At 58.8% G+C, this 24,697-nt stretch carries 23 protein-coding genes and 1 pseudogene; 14 read left to right on the top strand and 10 right to left on the bottom strand.

From position 1 onward, the window contains the following. Positions 1–17 precede the first annotated feature (17 nt). From trbL to traI, 8 genes are read right to left on the bottom strand one after another with little or no spacing between them, the layout of a single operon-like run. Positions 18–1,199: a P-type conjugative transfer protein TrbL gene (gene trbL / locus J2J99_RS31280; protein ID WP_168302053.1), complete on the bottom strand. Its 1,182-nt coding sequence runs from the start codon at positions 1,197–1,199 to the stop codon at positions 18–20. Further along, a complete protein-coding gene (gene trbK, locus J2J99_RS31275; RefSeq protein ID WP_168302052.1) occupies positions 1,193–1,393 on the bottom strand; it encodes an entry exclusion protein TrbK in 201 nt (66 codons plus the stop codon). Before trbK ends, trbL begins: the two co-directional genes overlap by 7 nt. Then, positions 1,390–2,187 (bottom strand): P-type conjugative transfer protein TrbJ, encoded by a 798-nt coding sequence (gene trbJ / locus J2J99_RS31270; RefSeq protein ID WP_168302060.1) that lies wholly within the window; start codon positions 2,185–2,187, stop codon positions 1,390–1,392. Before trbJ ends, trbK begins: the two co-directional genes overlap by 4 nt. Then, the gene (locus tag J2J99_RS31265; RefSeq protein WP_168302051.1) at positions 2,165–4,615 is read right to left on the bottom strand and encodes a conjugal transfer protein TrbE; all 2,451 of its coding nucleotides are present in this window, start codon (positions 4,613–4,615) and stop codon (positions 2,165–2,167) included. Before J2J99_RS31265 ends, trbJ begins: the two co-directional genes overlap by 23 nt. A 10-nt stretch (positions 4,616–4,625) precedes the next feature. Continuing rightward, positions 4,626–4,925: a conjugal transfer protein TrbD gene (locus J2J99_RS31260; protein ID WP_138397133.1), complete on the bottom strand. Its 300-nt coding sequence runs from the start codon at positions 4,923–4,925 to the stop codon at positions 4,626–4,628. Then, complete coding sequence (locus tag J2J99_RS31255; protein WP_138397132.1) at positions 4,918–5,301, bottom strand: TrbC/VirB2 family protein; 384 nt, start codon at positions 5,299–5,301, stop codon at positions 4,918–4,920. Before J2J99_RS31255 ends, J2J99_RS31260 begins: the two co-directional genes overlap by 8 nt. Next, positions 5,291–6,268, bottom strand: coding sequence for a P-type conjugative transfer ATPase TrbB (trbB, locus tag J2J99_RS31250; RefSeq protein ID WP_138397131.1), 978 nt, complete (start codon positions 6,266–6,268; stop codon positions 5,291–5,293). Before trbB ends, J2J99_RS31255 begins: the two co-directional genes overlap by 11 nt. Continuing rightward, positions 6,265–6,903, bottom strand: a complete 639-nt coding sequence (traI, locus tag J2J99_RS31245) for an acyl-homoserine-lactone synthase (RefSeq protein ID WP_138397130.1) — start codon at positions 6,901–6,903, stop codon at positions 6,265–6,267. The genes trbB and traI overlap by 4 nt, the downstream gene beginning before the upstream one ends. A 376-nt stretch (positions 6,904–7,279) precedes the next feature. On the opposite strand from traI, the gene repA reads away from it, so the two are divergent. The 5 genes and pseudogenes from repA to J2J99_RS34550 all read left to right on the top strand — a co-directional run bounded on the left by repA (position 7,280) and on the right by J2J99_RS34550 (position 12,268). After that, the gene (repA, locus tag J2J99_RS31240) at positions 7,280–8,503 is read left to right on the top strand and encodes a plasmid partitioning protein RepA (RefSeq protein WP_065276670.1); all 1,224 of its coding nucleotides are present in this window, start codon (positions 7,280–7,282) and stop codon (positions 8,501–8,503) included. Further along, positions 8,500–9,537 (top strand): plasmid partitioning protein RepB, encoded by a 1,038-nt coding sequence (gene repB / locus J2J99_RS31235; RefSeq protein WP_138397129.1) that lies wholly within the window; start codon positions 8,500–8,502, stop codon positions 9,535–9,537. The genes repA and repB overlap by 4 nt, the downstream gene beginning before the upstream one ends. Positions 9,538–9,726: 189 nt before the next feature. Then, positions 9,727–10,941 carry a plasmid replication protein RepC gene (repC, locus tag J2J99_RS31230; RefSeq protein ID WP_168302059.1) on the top strand — a complete coding sequence of 405 codons (1,215 nt, stop codon included), beginning with the start codon at positions 9,727–9,729 and terminating at the stop codon, positions 10,939–10,941. A gap of 231 nt (positions 10,942–11,172) precedes the next feature. Next, positions 11,173–11,907 carry an NYN domain-containing protein gene (locus tag J2J99_RS31225; RefSeq protein WP_138397127.1) on the top strand — a complete coding sequence of 245 codons (735 nt, stop codon included), beginning with the start codon at positions 11,173–11,175 and terminating at the stop codon, positions 11,905–11,907. Positions 11,908–12,060: 153 nt separating this feature from the next. Beyond that, positions 12,061–12,268: pseudogene (locus J2J99_RS34550) on the top strand (cold-shock protein). A gap of 694 nt (positions 12,269–12,962) precedes the next feature. Here J2J99_RS34550 and J2J99_RS31215 read toward each other — a convergent pair. Both J2J99_RS31215 and J2J99_RS31210 read right to left on the bottom strand, forming a co-directional pair. Then, a complete protein-coding gene (locus J2J99_RS31215) occupies positions 12,963–14,111 on the bottom strand; it encodes a site-specific integrase (protein ID WP_168302050.1) in 1,149 nt (382 codons plus the stop codon). Between the two features lie 296 nt (positions 14,112–14,407). Continuing rightward, on the bottom strand, positions 14,408–16,081 hold the full coding sequence (locus J2J99_RS31210; protein ID WP_168302465.1) for an IS66 family transposase: 1,674 nt from the start codon (positions 16,079–16,081) through the stop codon (positions 14,408–14,410). A gap of 14 nt (positions 16,082–16,095) precedes the next feature. On the opposite strand from J2J99_RS31210, the gene J2J99_RS31205 reads away from it, so the two are divergent. The 9 genes from J2J99_RS31205 to J2J99_RS31160 all read left to right on the top strand — a co-directional run bounded on the left by J2J99_RS31205 (position 16,096) and on the right by J2J99_RS31160 (position 24,650). Continuing rightward, positions 16,096–17,253 (top strand): RHE_PE00001 family protein, encoded by a 1,158-nt coding sequence (locus tag J2J99_RS31205; protein WP_168300996.1) that lies wholly within the window; start codon positions 16,096–16,098, stop codon positions 17,251–17,253. A gap of 85 nt (positions 17,254–17,338) precedes the next feature. Then, positions 17,339–17,962: a hypothetical protein gene (locus J2J99_RS31200; RefSeq protein WP_168300991.1), complete on the top strand. Its 624-nt coding sequence runs from the start codon at positions 17,339–17,341 to the stop codon at positions 17,960–17,962. Positions 17,963–17,974: 12 nt separating this feature from the next. Beyond that, positions 17,975–19,075: a helix-turn-helix domain-containing protein gene (locus J2J99_RS31195; RefSeq protein WP_105439465.1), complete on the top strand. Its 1,101-nt coding sequence runs from the start codon at positions 17,975–17,977 to the stop codon at positions 19,073–19,075. 22 nt (positions 19,076–19,097) lie between these two features. Beyond that, positions 19,098–19,592: a hypothetical protein gene (locus tag J2J99_RS31190; RefSeq protein WP_168300987.1), complete on the top strand. Its 495-nt coding sequence runs from the start codon at positions 19,098–19,100 to the stop codon at positions 19,590–19,592. A 15-nt stretch (positions 19,593–19,607) separates the two neighbouring features. Then, positions 19,608–20,597, top strand: a complete 990-nt coding sequence (locus tag J2J99_RS31185; protein WP_168300985.1) for a hypothetical protein — start codon at positions 19,608–19,610, stop codon at positions 20,595–20,597. Positions 20,598–20,822: 225 nt separating this feature from the next. Next, positions 20,823–21,581: a DUF5677 domain-containing protein gene (locus J2J99_RS31180; protein ID WP_246638656.1), complete on the top strand. Its 759-nt coding sequence runs from the start codon at positions 20,823–20,825 to the stop codon at positions 21,579–21,581. Between the two features lie 23 nt (positions 21,582–21,604). After that, positions 21,605–22,681: a hypothetical protein gene (locus J2J99_RS34350; RefSeq protein ID WP_246638657.1), complete on the top strand. Its 1,077-nt coding sequence runs from the start codon at positions 21,605–21,607 to the stop codon at positions 22,679–22,681. A 153-nt stretch (positions 22,682–22,834) separates the two neighbouring features. Next, entirely contained in the window at positions 22,835–23,422 is a 588-nt protein-coding gene (locus tag J2J99_RS31165) for a helix-turn-helix domain-containing protein (protein WP_168300981.1), read from the top strand. Continuing rightward, positions 23,415–24,650: a type II toxin-antitoxin system HipA family toxin gene (locus J2J99_RS31160; protein ID WP_168300979.1), complete on the top strand. Its 1,236-nt coding sequence runs from the start codon at positions 23,415–23,417 to the stop codon at positions 24,648–24,650. The genes J2J99_RS31165 and J2J99_RS31160 overlap by 8 nt, the downstream gene beginning before the upstream one ends. Positions 24,651–24,697: the final 47 nt, after the last annotated feature.

Here is a 24,697-nt window from a genome sequence, read left to right as displayed (position 1 = left end):
TTCTTCCCTTGTCTCGATTACGGTTTGTCGTTGCGTTCGGGAGGAGGCTTCGGTGTGCTATGACCGCCGCGATGCTCATCGAGCTTGGCATTGGCAAGTCCGAGAATGGACCCGGCATAAGCGCCCGGAGAGCCGATTGCCTTTTCCTTCGCGGCTGAACCGGCTGCTTGCGCGCCGGAAGAGAAGCTCGCGCCCACTCCGCGAAGAGCAGCACCTGCAACGGATGAACCGCCAGCTCGTGCGGCTTGAGCCGCCGCAAACCCCGCGCCGGCAGCGCCGGCGGCGAGGAAGCCAGCACCGGCGGCAAAAGACGCCGCTTGCCCGCCGTGGCGGATCGCTTCCATTCCTCCGGAAACCGATGCGCCCTGGACGACGCCCTGGATGATGTTCGGGACGTACATGGCGATGATGAAGACCACGACGGAAATACCGGCGATCGCCAGGGTCGTGACGAACTGATCCGACGAGGCAGTAGGCGCCTGGGCAAGACCAAGCAGGACGTTCGATCCGATCTTGGCGATCATCACCAATGCCATGAGCTTCATGCCGACGCCAAAGGCATACACCAGGTATCGAATGGCAAAGTCCTTCGTGAAGGAGGAACCACCCAGCCCGAGCATGATCATGCCGGCGAGCAGGCCGACATACATTTCGACCATGACCGACACGAAAATAGCTGCAACCAGCGAGAAGGAGATGACAACGATGCCCATGGCGAGAACGGCGGCAATCGCGAGTGCATTGTCTTCGAACACCCCGAACTGTGCTTGTTGTGACATTTGGGAGGCGACGCGGATGCCAGCATCGAACACCTCAGCAGGCGAAGCTGAACCACCGCCGGCGCCAATCCGGAAAAGGCTGTCGACCACTGCTCGCGCAAAGGTCGGACCTTGGGTCAGAACGAATGCGAAGAACCCGACGAACATGATCCGCCGCACCAGTTCAGCGAACCAGCTGTCCAGGGAGGCTGACTGGATCGCCAGCCAGACGGCTGCAATGCCGATCTCGATCGTTGCGAGAATCCAGAATAGGGACTTCGCCGCATCCGTGATGGTGGTCTCCCATCCTTTCGCGGCGGCAGAGACCTGGTTTTCCAGTTCCGTGAGGACCTGTCCCTCCTGCGCGAATGCGGGTACGGCATAGGCGAGGAAGAACAGACCAGTTATCAGGAGTGAACGTGTGACAGCGGGCTTCACCATCTCGGGCGCATCTCCTGACCATCCTTGATCGGCGGCAGCTCCTTATTCGAGCCGAAGAACTTCTCCCGGGCTGAGCGCTGCTCCTCGGTAAGCGCAGGTTTTCCGCCGTCGCTGGAATTGACGATCAGCACTGTGGCCGCAGCGGATGCCGCGGCGACAGCAAGCACCAAGACAGTTAGGACGGAGCGGCTCACCAGCGCGGCTCCATTTTTTGACCTTCCGGAACGCTCTTGACCTCGGCGTTGAAGAATTTCTCCCGCCGGGCCTGTGCCAGGTCCCTGTCGGTCTGCTCCGTCTGAAGCCAGGTTCCCATCATCGTCATCTGTTGCGAGACGAGACCGCGAAGCTTCTGCATTTGGGCAACCTGCTGAGCGGCGATCTCGTGGCCGACCTGCAGAGCCTTCATCTGCCCGTCAGCTGTTTCGGACATCGACCGCAACGAGGACATCGTATCTTCCTCGCTATCGAACTGGTCGGCCGTGAGGCTCGCAGCCTTCAGCGAGCTGGCGATCGTGTCACGGTTGGTGTCCGACCAGGATTGGTAGGTCGAGGAGAACGTCGCGTTATCAGGCAGGTTGGTTTTGAGATCGGCGTAGCTCTGAAAGCGCTGCTGAAGAACGTCGTCAGCGTTGCCCATGGAAAATGAGATACTCTGACCCTGGTCGACGATACTGCGCAGCTGGTTGAGATCGCCTTCGACCTGCCCCCAGATATGATCAGGAAGTTGCGCGGTGTTTTGCAGCATGTTCTCGTAGATCTTAAGCTGGTTCTGGATCTGCTCCGCAAGCTGGCTGATTTGCGTCAGCTGATTGTCGACTTGGATGCCGGAGCTTTTCATGAGGTCCACAAGTTGCGCATTGTTGGCGAGCTGCGTCCATTCCGTCGCAGCGCCGGTGGCCGTACCGGCTTGCACCGAACCTGAGCTTACGATCGTGATGGCGGTGGCCGCCAGGCAGGCGATCCATTTATTTGAATAGCGATGCGGCATCGTAAACTCCTCTCGTTTCAAGCCAATGGATCGGCCAGTCGTGGCCATGTGCGGATTTCAATGCGCGAATGCGCTTCAGGTCTTCCTTCCCGGAAGCGCCTACAAAGCTCAGCGCAACCGGCCCCAGCGACATGTCGAAGAGGCGCCGGCCTTCCGACGTGGCGACGTAGTATTCGCGTTTGGGGACTGCGTTCGAGACGATCTCAATCTGGCGCTCGTTGAAACCGATACGCTCATAAAATTCCCGCGTCCCCGGCTCTCGAGCGGCACCATTCGGAAGGCAAATCTTGGTGGGGCAGGACTCTTTCAGCACGTCGATAATCCCCGATCGCTCGGCGTCCGAGATCGACTGGGTTGCGAGAACGACAGCGCAATTCGCCTTGCGCAACACCTTGAGCCACTCCCTGATCTTGCTGCGGAAAACTGGGTGGCCAAGCATCAGCCACGCCTCGTCGAGGACGATCAGGCTTGGCGACCCATCCAAACGCTTCTCAATCCGCCGGAACAGGTAGGTTAGCACTGGCACGAGATTGCGCTCGCCCATGTTCATCAGCTGCTCGATCTCGAAGGTCTGGAAGGCCCCGAGTGTCAGGCCGTCCTCCTCCGCATCGAGGAGTTGGCCCATTGGCCCATCGACGGTGTAGTGATGCAGCGCGTCCTTGATCTCACGCAGCTGCACGCCGCTGACGAAATCCGAGAGTGAGCGACCGGATGCGCTCGCCATCAGTCCGATTTGCCGAGAGATGGCGTTGCGATGATCGGGGGTGATTGTGACGCCCTGCAGACCGACCAGCATCTCGATCCACTCGGTCGCCCAGGCCCGGTCGGCATCACTTTTGAGATCAGAGAGTGGGCAGAAGGCCAAGGCCCTCCCCTCTTCCGCATTGTCGCCGCCGATCTCATAGTGATCACCGCCGGCGGCAAGCGTCAGGGGAAGAAGTGAACTGCCTTTGTCAAAGGCGAAGATCTGCGCATGTTCGTACCGGCGAAACTGTGCAGCGATCAGGGCCAGAAGCGTCGACTTGCCTGAGCCGGTTGGGCCGAAGATCAGCGTGTGGCCGACATCATCGACATGCAGGTTCAGACGGAACGCTGTCGATCCGCTCGCAACCTGCATCAAGGGCGACGAATTCTGCGGATAAAAAGGGCATGGCGCAACAGGATTTCCGGACCAGACCGAGTTCAGCGGAATCAAGTCAGCAAGATTGCTGGTGTTGATCAGCGGCTCACGGATGTTGCAATACCAGTTGCCCGGTAAGCTACCGAGATAGGCGTCGGTGGCGTTCAGCGTTTCGATGCGCGCCCCAAATCCTTCCGCCTGGATCACCCGCCGGATCGCTTCGGCCTTCTCCTGCAGTGCCTCGCGATCGCTGTCGAACAACACGACGACCGGTGTGTAATAGCCATAGGCAACCAGCTGCGACGAGGCCTGCGCGATGGCATCCTCGGTCTCGGCCACCATAGTCATCGCGTCCTGGTCGACGGATCGACTTTGTGTCTGGAATATCTGGTCGAAGAACGGTCGGACCTTCTGCTGCCATTTCTTCCGCGTGCGTTCGAGCTTCTGTCGAGCTTCCTCGGCATCGAGAAAGATGAAACGTGACGACCACCGATAGGTCAGCGGCATAAGATCAAGGCTGTTCAGAATACCCGGCCAGCTTTCGGCCGGCAGACCGTCGATCGCAACGACGCCGAGGAAACGGCTTTCGACCTTTGGCGTCAGTCCGTGCTCAAGCTCCGCGGTGGCGATCCAGTCGAGATACATGGGAACGTCGGGAAGCCGGATTGGATGGCTTTCGCCGGTGGTGCAGAACCGGGCGAACTGGAGCAACTCGTCATACCGGGCAATTCGCTCCCCTCCCCTCTCAAGTGTTTCGCGGGTTTCCATTCGCCGGATCGAAAGTGTGTTGGCAAAATACTGCTCAAGCTCACGCACCGCGTTCTTGAACACGAAGAGCACCGTGTCCGCGTAGGACTTCTTCCGGCTTTCCTCATCCGAGTAGATGTATTTGCTGAGTGCAGTCTTCTTGGACTCAAGTGGCCGGTAGGTCAGGATCAGCGCATGCTTGCTCTCGAAATGCCCCTGCTCGCGCGCGAAATGCGCCCGACGCTCGGCATCGATCGCGCGGGTCACCGGGTCCGGGAAATGGCAACGGTCTTCTGTGGGATAGTCGACCGTCGGAATGCGGATGGCCTCGACCTGGATCATCCACCCGCTTCCGAGCCGCGACAGAACGGCATTGATCTGCCTCGACAACTCGTTGCGCTCGAGGTCCGTCGCGCTTTCGGAGTCCGGTCCCGCGAAGTACCAGCCGGCCATCAGACTTCCGTCCTTTAAGAGGAGGACACCATTGTCCACAAGGCCGGCATAGGGAACGAGATCGGCAAAGGATGGGCCGGTCACCCGGAAGCGTTTGAGAGCTACCATGGCCGCCTCCTCAATACCGTCGCCACGGCGAAGTGGTCGCCTTGTAATAGGGCTTGTAGGAAATGTGCCTGATATAGACCTGCCGCATGTGCGGATCGGCCTTCGCCATCATCCTGAGCGCCCCGACGATGACGATCCAGACGGCGACGCCGAAGAGCGCCGAATAGACCGTGAGAACCACGAAGATGAGAATGACGGCCGCAAGGCCGGTGATCAGCATCAATTCGCGGTCCGCGCCCATTAGAAGGTTTGGGCGCGAGAGGGCACGATGGATGCGATTGCGTCGCAAGCCGGACACGGACTCAGCCATCATCTCCCTCCCCTCCCCCGTTCGAACCAATTGACGTGACCTGCTCGTCGGGTAGCCCGATCGAAGCGCCGGTCGCACCGAACAGGCCGACGATGTTGGTGGCGCCGAGCAGGATGCCGGCGACGAGAACGACGTAAACAAGGCGCCGTGCGAAATCGTTGAGCTCGCCGCCGAAGATGAGCATGCCGCCGGCAATGGCCACGGCTGCAAGCGCGATCGCACCCGCGACCGGGCCGGTTATCGATTCCTGAATCTGCTGCAGTGGCCCTTCCCATGGGAGGCTGCCGCCGGAACTGGCGAGCGCCGGCGCGACAGAGGCAAGAACGATTGGCGCCGCCACGAGCGCGGCGGCGATGAGGGTATGCTTACGCGACATGGCGCGCCTCCTGTTCGTCGGTGAGTTGATCGGATTCGATCTCGTACTGTCCGTTGATGAATCGCTCGACTTGGATGATGTCGCGAACAAGCCGGCCGCGCGGCGTCCGCTCGATCGAGATGACCAGGTCGACGGCCTCTCCGATGACCTCGTGCATCGGCTGCTGACTTGCCTCGGCCGTGAGCTGCTCAAGACGGCGTAGCGCCGACATGGCGGTGTTCGAGTGAATGGTCGCCACGCCGCCAGGGTGACCGGTGTTCCAGGCCTTGAGCAATGTAAGGGCCGCGCCGTCGCGGACTTCGCCCACGACGATCCTGTCGGGGCGTAAGCGCATGGTGCTCTTCAAGAGCCGGGCCATGTCGATCGTATCGCTGGTATGGAGGAGAACCGCGTTTTCGGCCGCGCATTGGATTTCCGCGGTATCCTCAAGGATGACGATGCGATCCTCTGGCGCAGAGTTGACGATCTCGTAGATCACTGCGTTCGCAAGCGTCGTTTTGCCCGAGCCCGTTCCGCCGGAAATGATGATGTTCAGCTTCGCGGAAATGGCACTGCGGATCGTGGCGGCCTGGTATTCTGTCATCACGCCGGTCCGAACATAGTCTTCGAGCGGAATGAGGCGTGATGCCCGGCGTCGAATCGTGAAGGCAGGCTTGGCGACGACGGGGGGCAATAGACCCTCGAAGCGGTGGCCACCGATTGGCAGCTCGCCGGAGATGATTGGCTGCTCCGTGTCGACCTCTGACTGAAGCGCGTGCGCCACTGTACCGATCACCATCTCCGCTGCAGCCGACGACATCTGGCCGGCGGGCGTAACGCCGTGACCGAGCCGTTCGATGAACAACTTTCCGTCCGGATTAAGCATGATCTCGACGACGTTCGCGTCGTCCAGGGCAACACAAAGCTGGTCGCCGAGCGCCTCCTGAAGTTTGCGGACGAGCCGAGGGTGAGAGCGAAGCTGGTTCACGGATTTCTCCTTACGCTGCCTGGCTGACAGGGGGCGAGTTCAGAACGGTAGTTGGAGGGGCGAAGCCTGAGGAACATGTCTGCGTCGGCGGCCAGCGTGCCCGCTACGGCCGTCGTCACGCCGATCTTCTTGGGTTCGCCTAAACGATGCAGCTGCCACCCCACGCGGGCGAGGATGCGCTCAAACCGAAGATCGGTCACAGTAACAATCTCAGTGTACCCATTTGCCACGCACCATTCGATGATGCCAGCGAACATGGTCAGCGTCGCTTCATGGACCGAGCCGGCGCCCCTCCCCTCCGCGAGAGCCGTGTCGACACAGAAGCGAGAACTCTCGATCATCGCGGCATGCCCCTTGAGTTGGCCGTCGGGGAGCAGCGACGGGAAAACGTCGGCCACCATTGTCGGTCCGAGCGCAGGAAGAAGCCTTGCGCACCCCGCCAATTCGCCGGTCTCTGCGATGGCGAGAATATAGGTCGGCCGAAGCGCGTCGAAACGATCGGACTCGCACCCCGCCGTTACATCGACTTCCCAACCCAGGCGATCGGAAAAGACCCGAGCACGAAGCTGATAGTGGATGTGTAGGAGATGCGCCTCTTGGATCGTCCGGGGTGTTGAGAGCGCGAGAGCCCGCATGATCTTTCTCCGTCGTTGTTGGTCGGCGGGAAATCAGCACAGTTTGGAATCGGAGGGCAGTTGTAAGATCCAACATGCACGTAGCGAGGTGAGTCGCGGCTCATAAGGGGTGCGGCGCTACAGAGCCGCCTAATCCACTTGCTGCTACACTGTTTGGATTTGTAGGATTCACAGGAGAACATTCCGGGATCAGGGAGCCGGGCATTTGAGGCTAACTCCCGGAGCGGAAAAGCAAAAATCCGAACAGCCTTATGCAGATTGTCCCCGGTCGTTAACCTTTTGTTAACCCTAAACCTCTGGACCAGTTCGGAGAATCGTGTTCTATTTTTAGCGGGCAATGGCCGGTAAACCGGCGAAAAGCCGCCAAGAGGGACAGATGGCGATAGCAAACCGAGTAGAAGCAAGTGTTGGCTCGAAGGAAGATGCCGGCAGCAAAATCATGCGCCATGCCGGGCTTCTGTCCGGGCAATTGCAGCAGCTCAGAACTCGTATGTATCCGCCAAAATCGGAAAAGACCCTGCGTCCCTTTCTGACCAACGAAGTGTCGAAGCTGACGTCTATACCCGATTCCACCCTGAAGCTCATGTCCACCGAAGGACGTGGGCCGATTCCCAGTAGGCTGGAAAATAACCATCGCGTCTACACACTGGACCAGATCAATGAACTGCGTGAATTGTTCGCGATGCAGAAACCTGCAGACGCCTTGCGATTCCTTCCTCGTCGTCGTGCCGGGGAGCACCTCCAGGTTCTTGCGATAGCCAACTTCAAGGGCGGCAGCGCGAAGACGACAACCTGTGTCCACCTTGCCCACTATCTCGCCCTTCATGGGTATCGCGTCCTCGCACTCGACCTGGACCCGCAAGCATCCTTGTCCGCTTTGTTCGGTGCTCAGCCAGAAGTTGATGTCGGGTCGAATGAAACGATCTATGCCGCTTTGCGTTACGATGACGCCGAGCGTCGTCCCATCCGCCATATAATTCGCAGGACATATTTCGATGGCATCGACCTCATTCCTGGCAATCTTGAAGTCATGGAGTATGAGCACGAAACGCCACGGATCTTGGCGAACAAGTCCAGCTCCGGCGCAATCTTCTTTGAGCGGCTGAAACTCGCCCTTTTGGAAGTCGAGGCGGACTACGACATTGTGATTCTCGACACTCCGCCGTCCCTCGGCTTTCTGACCTTGAGCGCGATATACGCCGCGACTAGCATGATCATTACGGTCCACCCAGCCATGCTGGACGTCGCGTCAATGAGCCAGTTCCTTCTCATGATGGGTGATCTGATTAGTGTTCTGAACGAGAGCGGCGCTCAGTTGGACCAGGACTTCATCCGGTATCTGGTTACACGACACGACCCCAATGACGCGCCGCAGTCGCAAGTCGTTGCGATGCTTCGGCACCTGTTCGGCTCCGATGTATTATTGCCGACCGCCATTGAAAGCACCGCCGTTGAAGCAGCCGGCTTGGCGAAACGCTCGGTATACGAGCTCGAATTAGGACAGATCGGACGCGATACTCACAAGCGTGCCCGCGAGGCGGTAGATGCTGTGAACGAGGCGATTGTTCGCCTCGTCAATGAGAGCTGGGGGCGGACATGAGCAAATCCCCTCGCAAGTCGATTGTCGCCAGCTTCGGGTTGCTTTCCGCAGAGCTGGAAAGCGATCAGGCTGCGGATCAACAGCAGCCGTCGCAGGCCGCTGCCCCGGTTCCCGGAAATCGTGTCGGAGCAGGTGTGATCGGTGCTGCACACCGAGCAATCGACGACATTCGAACAGAGCGAGATCGCTTGAAGGCTATCGTGGAGTCAGGCGGTGGTTCGGTTCGCGAGTTGGATCCGTCGCTCATCGACCCATCCCCCTATCCGGACAGACTGCCGGACGATGACGCAACGAGCTTCGAGGCGTTCAAACGGTCGATCGAGACTGAGGGGCAAAAGGTTCCCGTCCAGGTTCGCAAACACCCTTCGTCCCCAGGTCGCTATCAGATCGTTTACGGTCATCGACGCTGGCTCGCTGCCATGCAGCTTGACAGGCCTGTTCGCGCTCTCGAAGTCGAGATTTCCGACCTCGACCTAGTTCTTGCACAAGGCATCGAAAACGCGGGTCGCCAAGACCTCACCTGGATCGAGCGCGCGCTGTTTGCCTCCCGAATGGATGATGCGGGGATCAAGCCTCGGCACATCTACGCTGCGCTTTCGATCGAGGACGCAGAACTGGCTCGGATGCGGAATGTCTACAGGATCGTTCCCGCGGATATCATCGAGGCCATTGGGCGAGCGCCGAAGATCGGGCGGCCACGTTGGCTCGACCTTGCCAAGGCGGTTGCGGGCGACACGGGAGCGCTCGATGCCCTGAGGGCAGCACTGGTTAGGAGGGGCGATGCGGTTGAGACGTCCGATCAAAGGTTTCAGCGTGCATTGAACGCCATCAAGCCAGTATCGGCTGGTCGGAGAGAGCCAAGCCCGATTACAGACAAGAGCGGAACGAAGCTTGGCGCCCTGTTGATATCCTCGAAAGAGGTTCGAATTTCGGCTGAGGGTTCACTCGGGGTCGACTTTTTGAAGTTTGTTGAAGCGGAGCTCCCAGCGCTAACGGAGCGCTTTGTCCGCCTGCGAGAAGACGAGAAACCCTGACAGCTGTCAGGGTTTGGAGATAAAAAAGGACGAACTGCAAAAGAAAAAGGCCCCCCAAACGTTGCCGTCGTGGAAGCCTCTCTCAATGTGTGACAACTAGAGAATCGCATTTCCCCGAATCCCAGTCAAGAGTCTTTGGCACCGTAATTTGGTGAGCAGGTTTCTTTTGCCTTTTTGAAGGTGAAGAAAATGCAGATTGGAAGTGTGACGACGCCCTTTGGGCGGCGGCCGGCGACGCTTGCCCTGGTGAAGCGGCAGATCGAGACGAGTAAGATCAAGCCGGGCAAGACAGCAGACAAATGGAAAGTCTTTCGGGACGCATCCGAAGCAAGGGAGCTGCTTGGCCTGCAGGATCGCAGCCTGGCCGTCCTTGACGCGCTCCTGAGCTTTCATCCAGACACCGAATTGCGCCAGGATGCGCAGCTCATCGTTTTTCCGTCCAACACACAATTGACGCTTCGGGCGCACGGTATCGCCGGCGCTACCCTTCGCAGACATCTGGCCCTTCTCGTTGAGGCAGGACTGATCGTGCGGAAGGACAGCGCGAATGGAAAGCGCTACGCCCGGAAGGACAAGGCGGGTGCGATCGATAGCGCATTCGGCTTTGATCTGTCACCGTTGCTCATGCGAACAGATGAGCTTGCCATGATGGCACAACAGGTCGTTGCAGATCGTTTCGCCCTCCGTCGGGCGAAGGAAAATTTGACGATATGCCGGCGTGACGTTCGAAAGCTCATTTCTGCCGCGATCGAGGAAGGTGCGTCAGGCAACTGGGAAAGCATCGAAGCGATGTACATCGGTCTCGTAGGCAGGATTCCGCGCTCTCCGACCCTCAGTGATGTGAATTCAATCCTGGACGAGATGGAGCTCTTGCTGCAGGAGGCTGTCAACATCCTGGAAATGCAGCAAAAAGACGAAAATAATAGCACCAATGGTGACCAAAATGGGCGTCACATACAGAATTCAAACGCCGAATCCATCACTGAATTTGAACCTAGCTCTGAAAACGAGCAGGGCGCAAAGCCGGTGGACGATGATCGGCCGAAGCGGGAGCCCGTCCGGAATTTCCCACTTGGCATGGTGATGCGGGCTTGCCCCGAGATCGCGATATATGGCCCGGGCGGTACGATCGGAAGTTGGCGCGAGATGATGGGTGCAGCGGTGGTCGTCCGGTCGATGCTGGGCGTCAGCCCGTCAGCCTATCAGGAGGCCTGCGAGGTGATGGGGCCGGAAAGTGCGGCCACGGCGATCGCCTGCATCCTTGAGCGGGCAGGGCACATCAACTCGCCTGGCGGATATCTGCGAGACCTGACACGGAAGGCGGCACGGGGCGAATTTTCACTTGGCCCGGCGCTTATGGCGCTGCTTCGGGTCGATGGCGATAGCAATCGCAGGACGGGATAGTTGGTTGCCTATGCTTGTGGTCGGCTGGTCAAAACCCTGACAGCTGTCAGGGTTTTGCGATCGGCGGATGCTGGAGCGGGGAAGGGTAGATCAACTCGGCTGGCGGCTACTGACATCATCCGACGAGGCAGGTTTTCGCTCGGTCCGATGGGCGAGTTAAATGAAGTTGCTTGCCTGGTCCGAGCCAGGCTCTGCTGGCCTTCGAGACCGTTTTAAAAATGAGGAAGAGCAATGCCGTCTGAAACTCGATCTCCGCGCCTGGCTGTTCTGATTGATGCGGACAATACATCCGCTAAAATCGCCGACGGGCTGTTCGAAGAGGTAGCCAAAATCGGGGAGGCGAGCGTGCGTCGCATCTACGGTGATTTTTCCGGCACGCGCTCCAAGGGTTGGGCGGACGTACTCGCAAAGCACGCGATTATCCCGCAGCAGCAATTCGCGTATACAACGGGAAAGAATGCTTCCGATATCACTTTGGTCATCGATGCAATGGATTTGCTGCACAGCGGTCGGTTCGACGGCTTTTGCCTGGTGTCCTCGGACAGCGATTTCACGCGGCTTGCCGCCCGGATCCGTGAACAGGGTGTCGATGTATTCGGCTTCGGCGAGCAGAAGACACCGGAAAGTTTTCGCCAGGCCTGCCGGCGGTTCGTCTATACCGAAAATTTGCTTCCTGGCACGATCAAGGACGAGCAGAATACTGCTTCCACCGACAAGCCGCTGCAGCCGGCAACATCGGCCGTGCCGCTGATCAAGAAGGTACTGTCCCAGGAGGATAGCGATGACGGCTGGGTCAACCTGGGCACCGTCGGCAAGCAGTTGTTGAACCTGGCGCCGGATTTCGACCCGCGTACATTCGGCTTCCGAAAACTCAGCGATCTTATCCGCAAGACGAACCAGTTCGAGATTCGCCAGGCCGAGGGCGGTCCGATCAGCATCCGGGTGAAACAACGAGGTAACAAGTAGCACCATCGTCGCGGCGATAGAGCGAGGAGTACCGGGACACCTCGACGGTGAGTATGGGCTTTCCCCGCGGCAAGAAGCGTCTATCAGTGCAGCCCGCAAAAAAAGTGTCAGCCGAGCACGCTTCGGCAATGCGATTGATCAAAGGAAGACGTCATGGCGACCGGTACGGTAAAGTGGTTCAACGCAACGAAGGGCTTCGGGTTCATCGAGCCGGACGACGGCAGCGCCGATGTGTTCGTCCATATTTCCGCAGTGGAGCGGGCCGGCATGCGCGGCCGGCAACGACGGCCAGAAAATTACCTATGAGCTGGTAAAGGATCGCAAGTCCGGCAAGATGTCTGCGGACAACCTGCAGGCCTGAGTCTGACTGCATGTGAATGGTCGGATAGGCCGGGTTCGCCAAGACTATCCTTTTTTTGCAGGCCGAGATATGTGCGCGGTGCAAGCGCGGGACTTCAATGTTCTGCATTGCAGTATTACCCTCAGAGTGTTCAAGCGGTTCACCACCTCCCGAGCCGCTTGGGTCCGACGGACAGCAGGCTGTCAGTCACTATCGGAGCCCTGCGCCCCTCATCCCGTGCTGGGCCATCTTTGCGCGCAAGCAGGACGACCGCCACATCCTTCATTACGTTTTTTGCCATCCTTATCGATCAAGGCCTCACGAGATCGCCCCAATTGTCTTGACGGACCTGTTCTTAGAGCCGGCCGGCCGGCCCCAAGGACGCCATCGACGCATTTAATTTCGATGCGGCTGAGAGGATGCAGACCAGAAGCTTAGAGACATCAGCAGCATCCCCGTTTCGCGAGTACTAGGTTCCCTCGTGATGCTCCATCTGCGCCCGCTGAGGGACGACTAACGTGACCGACACCAAGCGGTGTGAAGGTACAGGGGCTGCACGTATTTGCTTCTAGTCGAGCTCGAGGAGACCGCTGATCCGGCGTCGCGGTTTCTGGAGTTTTGCGAGGGAGGAGCTCCGCGGGCGGCTGATTAACGGCAACGCCCTCGTCTTACTCTACATCGGCGAGCCTCAGCATCCTCTTTGGGCCGACTGTTTTCACAGCATTCGTGCAGCGCGCCCGCTCCGCCTTGTAACGTTGTTGTAGTAGCCTGCAGCCTGCTGAACGGATCGATGTCGCGATTGCTCCATCGCCTCAGGAAGCGGGATTCCGCGATTTGCCGCTTCGGTCAGATAGCCTGACCGCAGCCCATGAGCGGAAAACTCCCCCCTATCCAACCCGGCCATCTCCGCTCGCTGCTTGAGGATCGCATTGACCGATTGCGGATCGATCGCCCGCTTCGAAACAGTGCCCCATCGCCCAATCCCCCGAAACACGCTTCCGCTGTCGATCTTCGCCGCCGCCATCCAAGCATTCAGCGCCTCGACCGGCCGGCCCGTCAGATAGACGACATCGTCCTGCTCGCCGGAGGCGGTTTTGGTGCGACCGAGATGGATGGCGAGAGAGGGGAGGGGAGGGCCATTCTCGACCGCAATCGGCGGCTCGGTGGTCAGCTGTTCGCGTCGCAGTCCGGCAATCTCGCTGCGCCGACGGCCACCTGAGGCAAAGGCGACCATCAGGATCGCCTGGTCGCGCAGATCGCGCAGGCTGTCGGTCGCGCAGGTCGCGAGCAGTTTGGCCAGCACGTCACCCGTGACCGCCTTGGCGCTCTTGCGACCCCGCGTCCGGGGGACGGCGCGCACGGCGAGACGGATTGCGGATTTCACAGAAGGGGAGGCGAAGGCGCCGTCAAAACCGCGCCATTTCGTCAGCGTCGACCAGTTCGCCAGCCGACGGCGCACCGTCGATGGCGCATGGGGTCCGATGGATTTGAGAAACCCCTGGCTCCGAAGGTTTTCGTCGACGGCGGCCGGCATGCCGTGATCGGCATCCGTCTCGCGTCGCTGGGGATCCCACAGGTGATGGGCGACGAATTTCAGCAGCAGCGCCTCGGGCGCCGGCCAGGGCAGCGATTTTCCGGTGGCGGCCAATCCCCAGGCTTCGAGATAGGTCAGATCAGAGGTGAGCGCCCGCAGCGTGTTGTCGCCCATGCCCTGGTTGACGAGATGGCGCAGCGTCTCGACATCCTGGTCGGTCAGCAGCTCGGCGAGTTCATCGCGGCGCTCGATCGGCAGGACGGCGGCAATGGTGTCGAGTTCTTCGGCGCGTCGCTCGACGGCGGTGAGTAACTTTTTGGCTTTGGCCACGATCGCTCCAAAATCGCGGGTTTCGGCGGTCGCTCGGACCGTGATTTGCCCCGATTCTTTCTGATTTGCGGCCGCAGATCAACTACCATCGATAACCGATACTTATCGATGGTAGACAGTCCAGCACTCAAGTATACCCAGTGAGGAAACCTAACTTTGAGATAGAGTTCCTATAGGAAATCATTTACCATGATTTCAATGTCTTACGATCTCGCGAAATTGCCCTTCCAAAGTCTGCTCAAGGTAAGTGGAGCAAATCTGGTGGCAGTGCCAGCCCAATGGGCAAGGATGAGGCGTCAGGCGCGTGCCGCAACCATGGAAGGGAGGGGCGGAACAGGATGGTCGTCATCACCCATGCCCAGCCGATCGCCAAGATAGTGCCAGAACGACAGACCAAGCTTTTGGCAGGTCTTCATCAGCCCGAGCATGCTGTCGCGCGCTTGTCGGCCATTGCGGCTGACCGTGCCACCCGAGATCTTTCGCTTGATGACGAACCCGCGCAGATCCCGTTCCGAGGCGTTCGTATTCAGCGGCGTCTCAGGCCGCTCCAAAACCCGCAACAGCTCGGCCTTGCGGCGCTTCAGCCGCAACAGCAGTTGATCGAGGTCGCGATATCCGGTGCGGATGGAGAATATCCGATCGAACCGAACCTGAAGACCGCGGGCTGCACGCCGTCCTGGACTTCGCTGGTAGTTTTTCAGCTGCTTGTAGAAGAGCCAGATCAGCTCGCGCAGGGTCTCGACATGTTTTCCCTGGCGCGGCGTCGCCGGCATCAGCTTGTGCAGAAGCCGTTCCGCATGGACCCAACACAGCGCGTGGGTACCGACCCGAAACTGCCCGGCATCGTCGGAGACGATCACCGCATTACCGACCAGCCCATGATGGCGAATGGAGCCCCAGATACCGGCCTCGGCAAACGGGCGGATAATGTCCCGGTCAAAGATGTCGATACCCTTCTCAGCCAGATAGGCGAGGAACGGAACCTGATTGGCAAACCGCTGCGGTTCGTGGGTGCTCAACCGTGCCAGAAGGGCAGGGTCGACCTGTCGGTCTTCGAGAAAAGTGAAGGCGGCATCGTTAAGGACATAGTCCTGATAGTTGCCGCGCAGCAGCGCCAGGAAGTTCAGTCGCGACTTCGAGGACGTCGTGCGAAAGGCGGTGAAATGCTCGCCACCGATATGCGTCGTATAAAAATTGCGGTTGGCGTGACGGGCACCGGTGTCGTCGACCGTCACATAGGGCGCCGAGACCAGGCCGGCGTGGAGGACGGCTGCATCCTCCGCATGAAAGCCGTCCAGCCGTTCTGTCAGCAAACGAACCACCTGGCGTTTGGAGATTTCGACACCGACGTCGTTGAGCAACGTCGTCATTCGCTGCGTCGTGACCTGCCCATGCGCATGCAGCATCAGACAAAATCGCCGCAGATTGAGCCCAAACCCGCCTCGTATCCCCACAGGCAGCGGCGCGATGATGGTGTCTCCCTCCGGCGTCACCCAGCATTCCCGACGGTAACGAACCACCTCGACCCGCAACACCAGATCCCGGACGAAACAGTCCTTGTAGCCCTTGAAGCGCGATCCAGGCGGTACATTGACAGCCAGCACCTCTTCACGCGTGACCCGCTTCGTATCGTTCTTCGGCCCTCGCGGCCTGGGCGCCGGATTCTTGCCGGTGAGCGTCTTGCCACCCGTTGCCTTTTCCATCCCCGACGGTCTGAAGGGCGGGCGCGGCGGCAGGTTTTTCAGGCGAGCAATCTCGTCACGCAAAAGCTGGTTGTCGATCTTCAGCCGGGTGTTCTCGAGCCTGAGCTGGTCGTTCTCATCCCGAAGCCTTTGGTTCTCAGCTTCGAGCTTCTCAATCCGGGCATCTGCTCGATCAGCCCGCTCCACCAAACCCGTCACGAGCTCGCGCAGCGCCTTCAGCGACAGCGTGTCGGCATGCTCGGCCATGGGCAGGCGGCGTTTCGTCATGAAAGAAGAATCTCATGATTTGCAGGAAACAGGAATCCCTCCTGCCACCGGATTTGCTCCAGGTACTGCTCAAGCCCATTTCCGCGGCAGGAACCGCGCTTGCCCGTCTCGACGAGCGGATTTCTCGTTCGGAGGTCGGGAGCGGATGGATCGAACGATCCCATTTCGCCGATGCCTGCGCCTCGCTGTGGATCGACGGCGAACTCGTGCATCTCGAGGACCTCGTCCTGCACGATGCCAGCCACGACATCCGCACGCCGACGCACGAACTGACCATTGCCCGCGATGTCATGCGCACCCGCCGGCGCATTGCCGCACAGCCGTCCGGCTGGGCGCTCAGCCCCGACGGCCTCCGCAGCCTGCGCCGCCACAACGTCGTTGCCGGGCAGGCGTGGCCTGTAGCATCTCTTGGAGATGGCGCGGCCGAGAGCGAAGACGCCGTGGCACAGGCCGATGCGGCCGGGGAAGGGGAGAGGGAGGACAGCGACGACGCCAGCGTCCTCGACGCCGAGCTGGCTGCCATCGATGCGGTGCTGGCGCGCTCGGACGCCGTGCTGAAGGAGGCGGTCGCACCGAAAGGTCGGTCCCGGGATCGCGACCCGCTCGCCTATGACCTCGACTGGGACGAGGACGCACGGCTGGAGGAATGGCAAACCGTGCTGCGCCAGGCCGAGAATCTGCCGCCGGTGCTGCAGGCTATCGTCGCCCTCGATACCTGGAATACGCTCGACGTGCTGCAACACGCGCCCTGGCTCGGCCGGCACCTTGCTGCCTCGATCCTGCGCCAGGCCGGCATCACCTCCGGCGCGCATCTCACCGCTATCAACCTCGGCCTGAAAACCATCCCGGTCGACCGGCGCCGGCATCGCAGCCGAGAAGTCCGGCTGCTGGCCATTGCCGACGGTCTGATCGCTGCCGCCGAGATCGGGCTGAAGGAGCACGACCGGCTGGCGCTCGCGCGAAAAATGATGGCGCGGAAGCTGCAGGGGAGACGAACGTCTTCAAAACTGCCGGAGCTTGTCGATCTCGTCATGGCGACGCCGCTCGTTCATGCCGGGACGGTCACCAAGACGCTCGGGGTGACGCCGCAGGCGGCGCGGCGGATTGTCGGCGAGCTCGGGCTCCGCGAGATGACGGGGAGGGGGAGGTTTCGGGCGTGGGGCGTCCTGTGAATTAGCCGAGTTCATTCTTCTAGCTTGACCATGTTAATTTTTTCCTCCACAAATGAGGTTGAGAAAATTAACATGAGTAGGCGGCATGGAAAATATCAGCCCAGAGACAATCACTGATCCTGAGATTGGCGACCTTTACCTTGCTCGTCTGGAACTTGAGCGTGAGAAATTGATCGCGGCAGGTCATCACGCACTTGCTGCTGCTGCTACTGCCTCACCATTGCATCCCACCAATGCCGCCGGCATGTTCGCGTATATGGACGGAGTGAAGGGCCTTCGAGCCGAAAACCTCGGTGGAAATTGGGAGATCTTTAGCGAGGAAGGTGTGGAAGGCATCCGCAATGATGTCCTCAAGCTTCGAGTTCTCTTTGCAAATGTCAATCAAGCCTGCCGCAAAGCGGATCCTAAAGCGCGGTCTCGAAAAGGCGCTGGCTCCGAACGCGTGGCTTGTGGCGATATGTTTGAAGCTGCCGGTATCGACCTCCCTATCAGCGTGGTCAAGTTTCATGGAGACCACAAAACATATTACCTGATGGTCGATCAGTTTGGCGCAATGGAACTCAGCTTACCTGTGGTGAAGAATGGCCAATTCCTTCGCTGTATCGATCGCGTATTTTTGATTGAGGGTGGCGATCTGGACACGGTCGATTTTGGCATCAATGAACCGACCAACGATCCGGATCTGGATATCGTCGTCAGTCGAAAATAAAGCCGAACAATCATGTTCAATGGAAAGAGACTCAGCCTCGCCAGAAAACGGCAGAAGCTGACAGCGAAGGAACTGGCAGAAAAGGCCGGCGTATCGCCGGTCACAATCACGCGGCTTGAAACCGGTCAGAACCAGGCTGATTCTGGAACACTTGAGAAACTCGCAGAGGTTCTCGGTTATCCCGTGCAGTTTTTCTTCAAGGAAGACCCGGCACTCCTTTCAGCAGAAATCGTCAGCTTTCGAAGCCTGTCGAGCATGACCGCGAAAGAACGAAACGCTGCCCTCTCGGCAGGCGATAACGGGGTCGAAGTTTATGAGTGGCTTGAAAATCGATACAATCTACCGGCGTTGGATTTGCCGCATTTCGACCCGGAATTGACACCTGAAGCTGCCGCCGATGCTCTCCGCCAGCACTGGGGCCTCAGCTACCAACCCATCGCAAACATGATGAAACTGATGGAGGCCAAAGGCATCCGCGTCCTGGGGCTAGAAGAAACCACGGCAAATGTCGATGCATTCTCGTTCTGGCAAAATGACAAAGCGTATGTGTTTCTGAATTCGTTCAAATCGGCGGAGCGTAGTATTTTTGATGCGGCTCACGAACTGGGCCATTTGGTCCTGCACAGGCATGGCCAAACCTCAGGTGCGGACGAAGATACACGCACGGCCGAGGTGGAGGCAAACCGCTTCGCTTCCGCCTTTCTAATGCCGGAGGAAGACGTTAGGGTCAGAATGCCCCGTCTTATAACGGCTGATCTCATTTTACGGGCGAAGAAAAGGTGGCGCGTCTCGGCAATGGCGCTGGCATACCGACTGGCACATCTTACCAGACCCATGCTCTCCGAATGGCAATACCGTTCCATATGTATCGAGCTTGGGAAACGCGGTTATCGCACGAGCGAACCTGATGGCATCCCCAGGGAAACGTCTGTGCTATGGGGGAAGGTTTTATCCCAGCTTTGGGCGGAGCGGAAAAGTCTCGTGGACGTTGCCGATGAGCTATCGCTTCCAATGACTGAGGTCGAACGACTTTTATTTTGTATTCTGCCCCAGCACGGTACCGACAATGAGGGTAGTGAAGTCCGACGCTCAAAGCTCAGTATCGTGAAATAGAGGTCAAGATTGAGTGGACGCGATGACCAGGGATCATACGAGTCATGGCAAATGGTCCGAAGCTGGGGTGCCCAAAAAGGGATGGTCATGTGTCGGGATCGAGGATTTGGGTGAGCCTTCCCAGCTTTGCGAAATGTGCAAAAGCGTCAACATCCGCTACGTCCATTATATGGAGCACGGCCAGACCACGGAATCATTGGCCGTTGGCTGCGTCTGTGCCGAACATATGGAAGAGGACTATGCCCGTCCGAAAGAACGGGAGAGGGGATTAAGGAGCCTCGCCAAACGCCGTAAGACATGGGCCGAGCGCTCGTGGAAACGGTCGGCCAAGGGCAATGATTACATCAACACCGAAGGGTATAATCTGACGGTATTCCCCAAAAATGCAGGCTTTGGCGTGGTGGTAACGAACCGCAAGAACGGTGCGACCCGCAGCGGCAACAAGGAATTCGCATCCGTGGAAGAGGCAAGGGCAGGGGCGTTGACCGCGCTGGTCTGGGCCAAGACGCACTTGTAGGCAGCGTGAGGAAGCATGACTGAGATCATCGAGGAAGAGCGACCGATCACCGTGCCCAGCATTTGTATTTCAGTCCAAGGCATGGAAGAAAAAGCAGGAGAGAAGCTCGCCTATTGCGTCGGCAATTATGTGCGGGAGTTGAGCCGTTACATCAATCTCGAGCGGCTGGACGGCATCACTATCGCCGTCGATTACAAGGAAGCGCTTCTCGCACTCGATAGAGGATATGAAACGGACCACCGCCTAACGCCCAGTTCCGAGCTGGTCGAAGGCGTTGCGATGGCGCCGAGCGTCATTCGAGACGGTATTCTCAAATCGCATTTGGTACTGAACGCTGCCTATATCTATTCACTGCAGGACGAGGAAGATGAGCATTACGCCCATTCCCTGCATCTGCTCGCTCATGACTGCGCACATGTCGAACTCACCATGACGACTGACAAGGCGTTCCCCGATACGCTGCTAAAAAAAATCTACGATGATGCCGCAGATGCCTGCGAAGGGCAGGCCGAAAACGCCTGCTGGGATGAGTATGCGGCGTGCCGTATCGCAGCCCCGTTCGGCCGAGATCCTCTGCAGGATTACACCAATGCATTCATCACCCATCTCGACGAGACGATGAACCGGGCAAACGAATGTATCCCGCGCTATCGCACCGATCACGACCATGACCGAATACTCTCCGAGGTCGTGCGGTATTACCAGAACCTGATGACGAGCGGCAGCTATCTGCTCGGCCATATGGACGGTCACGGCTTGACGATAGACGATGTGCCTGCGGTCCGCGGGGCGCTGGAAGGGCATTGGTTCGCCCCGTTTTTCGAAAGGCTGCGCACCGCGCTAAGAGAACTGTGGTCCAGGTACGGGCAATGGGAAGATCGAAGCGAATTCGCACCGATCGGCGAGATCATCATCGATGTGCTGGGCGAGGGTGGCTTCTTCTTCCAATGGGACGGGCACGGTAATTGCGGCTTCCGCATTCCGTTCACGTCCGCCACGATGTAGGAATGGCCACATAAAGACACGGGTGCTCTCCAGTATGAGGCTGACAGTACGGAAAGGCTGCTGCGGTCCAGTTCGCCTCTCTGACAAAGGTTTGGTGCTGACGGCTTCCGACTTCCTGATTATCGCATAGTCGCATCGCATTCCGCTGAACCATTTGGCGGTGGGATTATCCTCCGGGATAGCTATTTGACTCCGCACGTACCGGTGGCAACCAGGAAGAATCGCATGAATGATGATCAGCCCCAGATAAATGAAGCATGGCTGCGATGGATGAGGGATTTCCGCATGGCTGCGTCGAAGCTCGCGGACGTGGACAGCTTCGATGCGCCGGAAAGCGAAGAGCCCGAACTGCTGTTCGTGAAATTCGCGCTGTTCGCCCGTGCCCTGACATTGTTCGACACGGCATTGTTGCTCGCTGAGCATGATAAGGTGCTCGATGTGCGCAGTACCTGCCGCAAGGTCGTCGAATGCGCGATCCATATGGATGCGGCGCGCCGCAAGCCTGATTATCTGCAGGCGCTCAAGGATGACGAAGCCAAGAGTAAATGGTCGAGAGCCAAGGCGTTTAAGGACATGCAGACGGACCTTGATGCCGGGTCGCGTAAGCTGCTGCAGGAATTCCTGAATGACAAGAAGGGCGCGCAGTTAAAGCCGAGTGACCTGAGCAAGGACAGCCAGTTCCCGCGCATGGCGCACATGTATCGTGAGATCTCCGCCGACACGGCACATGTCACCTACAGCTCGCTATTACGGCATCGTTCGTTCCTGGCGGACGGGACCGCATTGTTCAGCCTCGATCCTCTGCTGGAGGAAGACGAGCTGCAGGAGACGCTGAACATACTCGGCCTCGCCGTTTTGCTGTGCGTCTTCAGCCTTGTGCGCATGATACCCACCATGGTGGGCGACGAAGCATTCTATGACCTGCATGCCCGCTATAAGGTGCTTGCCGCTGGCGGGCAGGCGCAGCTGGGTGAAACCGCATGAGGCGAGCGGAGTGAGGGGCTAATATGGATACGAGCGACACGCCGCGACAAGAGGTGCCTGCCTCCACGCTTCCGCAGATCCAGGTGACGGTACGGGGCATCACCAACCAGTACGGCGCCGAATGCCTCGGGCAGCAGATGTTCCACATTCTGCGCGAGGTCGGGGAATATATCGATATCAGCGCGCTCGACGGTGTGACCGTAGCGGTCGATTACGACGAGGCGCTGCGTGACCTCGATCGCGGCGTCGAAGGGCTGGCGCCGTTGAGCCGTACCAATGACGAGGACTTGGCCGGCGTCGGAAAGAGTATCGTGGTCATGCGTGGCGACGCCGTTAAGACGCATATCGTTTTGTCGGCGGGTCCGGTATGCCCGATTGTGCTCGAGGAGGCCGATCGCGACGAAGAGGATTTCCGTACGGCCATTGCCATCATCGCCCATGAATGCGCGCATGTCGAAGAAAACGCCTTTCGCGAGGACCAATTCCCTGGCATCCATTTTCGTCCGCCGACCGGATATTTCATCTGCGATCACGAGCAGCATTTCGCCGAAGCCTGCTGGGGTGAATATGCAGTCTGCCGTTTGTCGGCGGGGTTCGCGGTCAACGAGGAAGCCCGTTTCCGCGACAATTTGGCCGTCCGGCTGAAGGATTGCCGTAGCAGGGCGCGCGATGCCATCCGGTCCTATCGCCTGCATGGTAATGTGGTGCGGGTCTTTGAGGAAGTCGGTATCGTCATCCTTGAGCCCTTGCGGATCGCATCCTACCTGTTCGGCCATCTGGACGGGATGAACGAATACGACACCCTCTGCGAGGTAGCGCCCGAATTGCCGACCGAGGATCAGGCTTTTGTCAGGGCCATCGGCCGGCTGGTGGAGCAGCTGCGCGGCCTATGGGATACGCGTTGGGGCTGGCCGAGCTATGATGCACTGATCGATGTTGGTGCGGTCGGGTTCCAGCTTTTCGAGGAATTCGGCGTGCATTGCCAGCCGCAACCTGACGGGCAGGCCTATATCAATGTCCCTTTCACAGCGGATACGATGCCGGCAGGGTCTGCACAGGCCGATCTGTTGCGCATCCTGATGGGTGGTTACAGAGGCTAGATCCGTATTATGAGCCTGCATCGTTGCGCCGATATATGATTATATATAAACCATCTGAGCGATGCGGTTCTGTATATCAATGTTGCACTCCTCTGCGGAGTTTTCTATATATTATCTTGTATAGACGGTATCATGTGATGCAGGATAATGATCGTGGCATACAAGACAGAGCATATAACGCAGCAATTACGCGCTGCCAGGGAAGGGCAGAAAGTAAGCCAGCGTGAGCTGAGCGCACGTTCGGGCCTGACGCAAAGCCATATTTCCCAGATCGAACGGGGCACGATGGAGCCCGGACTAGGCAGCCTGGTGGATGTGGCGCGTGCACTCGACCTCGAGATCGTACTTGCGCCAAAGAAGCTGATGCCGGCGATCCGCAATATCCTCGATAGCAGCTCGACGTCAAATGACGTCCTTACATCCGACCAGCGCAAACTTGTGGCTCGTCTCGAGCGATGGTTGGCGCAGTTCGGCGATGGGGCTGGAACAAGGGCCGACGCGGACATATTCAAGGATAGCCTGGCCCTCCTTCGGCATTTGCCTTTGACCCCTGACGAGCTGGACATGCTCAAGCGCGCAGCCGAGCGCCTGGAGACTTCCCGGGCCGATAAGATGTCACGGCAAGAAATGGGTGCAATCGCGCGCGAGATAAGACAGCTGCGCAACGCCGCAGTGCATCGCGACCGCGATGACGCGGTCCCGCGCTCGGCCTACGCACTGGATGAGGACGACGATGCCTAAAGTCACGGTGCTAGATGTCAAGCTAAACGGCGAACCAGTCGCCACCCTGACGAACCTGCAGGATGGCCGCTCGATCTTCGCATTCAACGAGGCCTATATCGAAGACGAGAAGCGGCCCACACTCAGCCTGTCATTCAAGGACCCGTTCGGCGCACTGGTTACGAAGTTCCGTCCGTATAACATGGTGGTCCCGCCGTTCTTTTCGAACCTGTTGCCGGAAGGCCCGTTGCGCAAATACCTCGCCGAGCGCGCCGGCGTAAAACAGACGCGGGAGTTTTTCCTGCTCTGGATGCTCGGCCGCGACCTGCCTGGTGCGGTAACGGTACACCCCTCCGACGGCGATGACCTGCCGCCTGATGATGAGCAGGCTTCTGTCGAAGCGCGACCGAATGCGTTGCGCTTTTCGCTGGCCGGGGTGCAGCTGAAATTCTCGGCCTTCAAGAACACCACGAAGGGAGGTGGCCTGACTATTCCGGCCGAGGGTACAGGTGGATCATGGATCGTAAAGCTGCCCTCCCAGCAGTATAGCGGCGTGCCAGAAAACGAATTCTCAATGATGACCATCGCCGGCATGATGGGCATGGACGTGCCGGAGATCCAGTTGGTCGAGCTGGATGCAGTTAGCGGCTTGCCACAGGGCGTGGGCGAACTGCATGGGCAAGCGCTCGCTATTAGACGTTTCGACCGTACACCGGAGGGCCCGGTACACATCGAGGATTTTGCGCAAGTGTTCGGCGTGAAGCCGGATGACAAGTACAGCAAGGGCAATTACCGGATGATCGCCCGCGTCCTCGGCATCGAGACGAGCACGGCCGACGTGGCGGAGTTCATCCGCCGGTTGGTCTTCAGCACACTGATCGGCAATGGTGACATGCATCTGAAAAATTGGTCTCTGATCTACCCCGATCGCCGCACTCCTGCGCTCTCGCCGGCTTACGATTTGCTATCGACCATCCCCTATATCGAGGGAGAGGATACGGCGGCGCTTAACTTTTCACGCACGAAAAGAATGGCGGAGCTATCCAAGGATGAGCTTGCACATCTGGCAGCCAAGTCGGCGCTGTCCGAAAAGCTGGTCCTCGACACAGCACGCGAGACGGTCGAACGGTTTATGGATGTGTGGAAAAACGAGAAAAACAACCTGCCGATGGCCGCGAAGGTGCGCGAGACTATCGATGCACATCTGCCCACAATCGAGCTGTATCGGGAATTCAACGAAGCCACGTAGAAAAATGGCATCATCGGAAGATGATGCCCCACCGCCAAGGATGAAAT

It is taken from the genome of Rhizobium binae (assembly GCF_017357225.1).
Lineage (GTDB): Bacteria > Pseudomonadota > Alphaproteobacteria > Rhizobiales > Rhizobiaceae > Rhizobium > Rhizobium binae.
The sequence above is the reverse complement of the archived record's forward strand: the minus strand, read 5'-3'. Positions and strand labels throughout refer to the sequence as shown.

Bases quoted from the DNA above. Each gene is read 5' to 3' on its own strand.
- trbL (WP_168302053.1), bottom strand. From the start codon at position 1,199: ATGGTGAAGCCCGCTGTCACACGTTCACTCCTGATAACTGGTCTGTTC.
- trbJ (WP_168302060.1), bottom strand. From the start codon at position 2,187: ATGCCGCATCGCTATTCAAATAAATGGATCGCCTGCCTGGCGGCCACC.
- J2J99_RS31265 (WP_168302051.1), bottom strand. From the start codon at position 4,615: ATGGTAGCTCTCAAACGCTTCCGGGTGACCGGCCCATCCTTTGCCGAT.
- J2J99_RS31260 (WP_138397133.1), bottom strand. From the start codon at position 4,925: ATGGCTGAGTCCGTGTCCGGCTTGCGACGCAATCGCATCCATCGTGCC.
- J2J99_RS31255 (WP_138397132.1), bottom strand. From the start codon at position 5,301: ATGTCGCGTAAGCATACCCTCATCGCCGCCGCGCTCGTGGCGGCGCCA.
- traI (WP_138397130.1), bottom strand. From the start codon at position 6,903: ATGCGGGCTCTCGCGCTCTCAACACCCCGGACGATCCAAGAGGCGCAT.
- repA (WP_065276670.1), top strand. From the start codon at position 7,280: ATGGCGATAGCAAACCGAGTAGAAGCAAGTGTTGGCTCGAAGGAAGAT.
- repB (WP_138397129.1), top strand. From the start codon at position 8,500: ATGAGCAAATCCCCTCGCAAGTCGATTGTCGCCAGCTTCGGGTTGCTT.
- repC (WP_168302059.1), top strand. From the start codon at position 9,727: ATGCAGATTGGAAGTGTGACGACGCCCTTTGGGCGGCGGCCGGCGACG.
- J2J99_RS31225 (WP_138397127.1), top strand. From the start codon at position 11,173: ATGCCGTCTGAAACTCGATCTCCGCGCCTGGCTGTTCTGATTGATGCG.
- J2J99_RS31210 (WP_168302465.1), bottom strand. From the start codon at position 16,081: ATGACGAAACGCCGCCTGCCCATGGCCGAGCATGCCGACACGCTGTCG.
- J2J99_RS31205 (WP_168300996.1), top strand. From the start codon at position 16,096: ATGATTTGCAGGAAACAGGAATCCCTCCTGCCACCGGATTTGCTCCAG.
- J2J99_RS31200 (WP_168300991.1), top strand. From the start codon at position 17,339: ATGGAAAATATCAGCCCAGAGACAATCACTGATCCTGAGATTGGCGAC.
- J2J99_RS31195 (WP_105439465.1), top strand. From the start codon at position 17,975: ATGTTCAATGGAAAGAGACTCAGCCTCGCCAGAAAACGGCAGAAGCTG.
- J2J99_RS31190 (WP_168300987.1), top strand. From the start codon at position 19,098: ATGACCAGGGATCATACGAGTCATGGCAAATGGTCCGAAGCTGGGGTG.
- J2J99_RS31185 (WP_168300985.1), top strand. From the start codon at position 19,608: ATGACTGAGATCATCGAGGAAGAGCGACCGATCACCGTGCCCAGCATT.
- J2J99_RS31180 (WP_246638656.1), top strand. From the start codon at position 20,823: ATGAATGATGATCAGCCCCAGATAAATGAAGCATGGCTGCGATGGATG.
- J2J99_RS34350 (WP_246638657.1), top strand. From the start codon at position 21,605: ATGGATACGAGCGACACGCCGCGACAAGAGGTGCCTGCCTCCACGCTT.
- J2J99_RS31160 (WP_168300979.1), top strand. From the start codon at position 23,415: ATGCCTAAAGTCACGGTGCTAGATGTCAAGCTAAACGGCGAACCAGTC.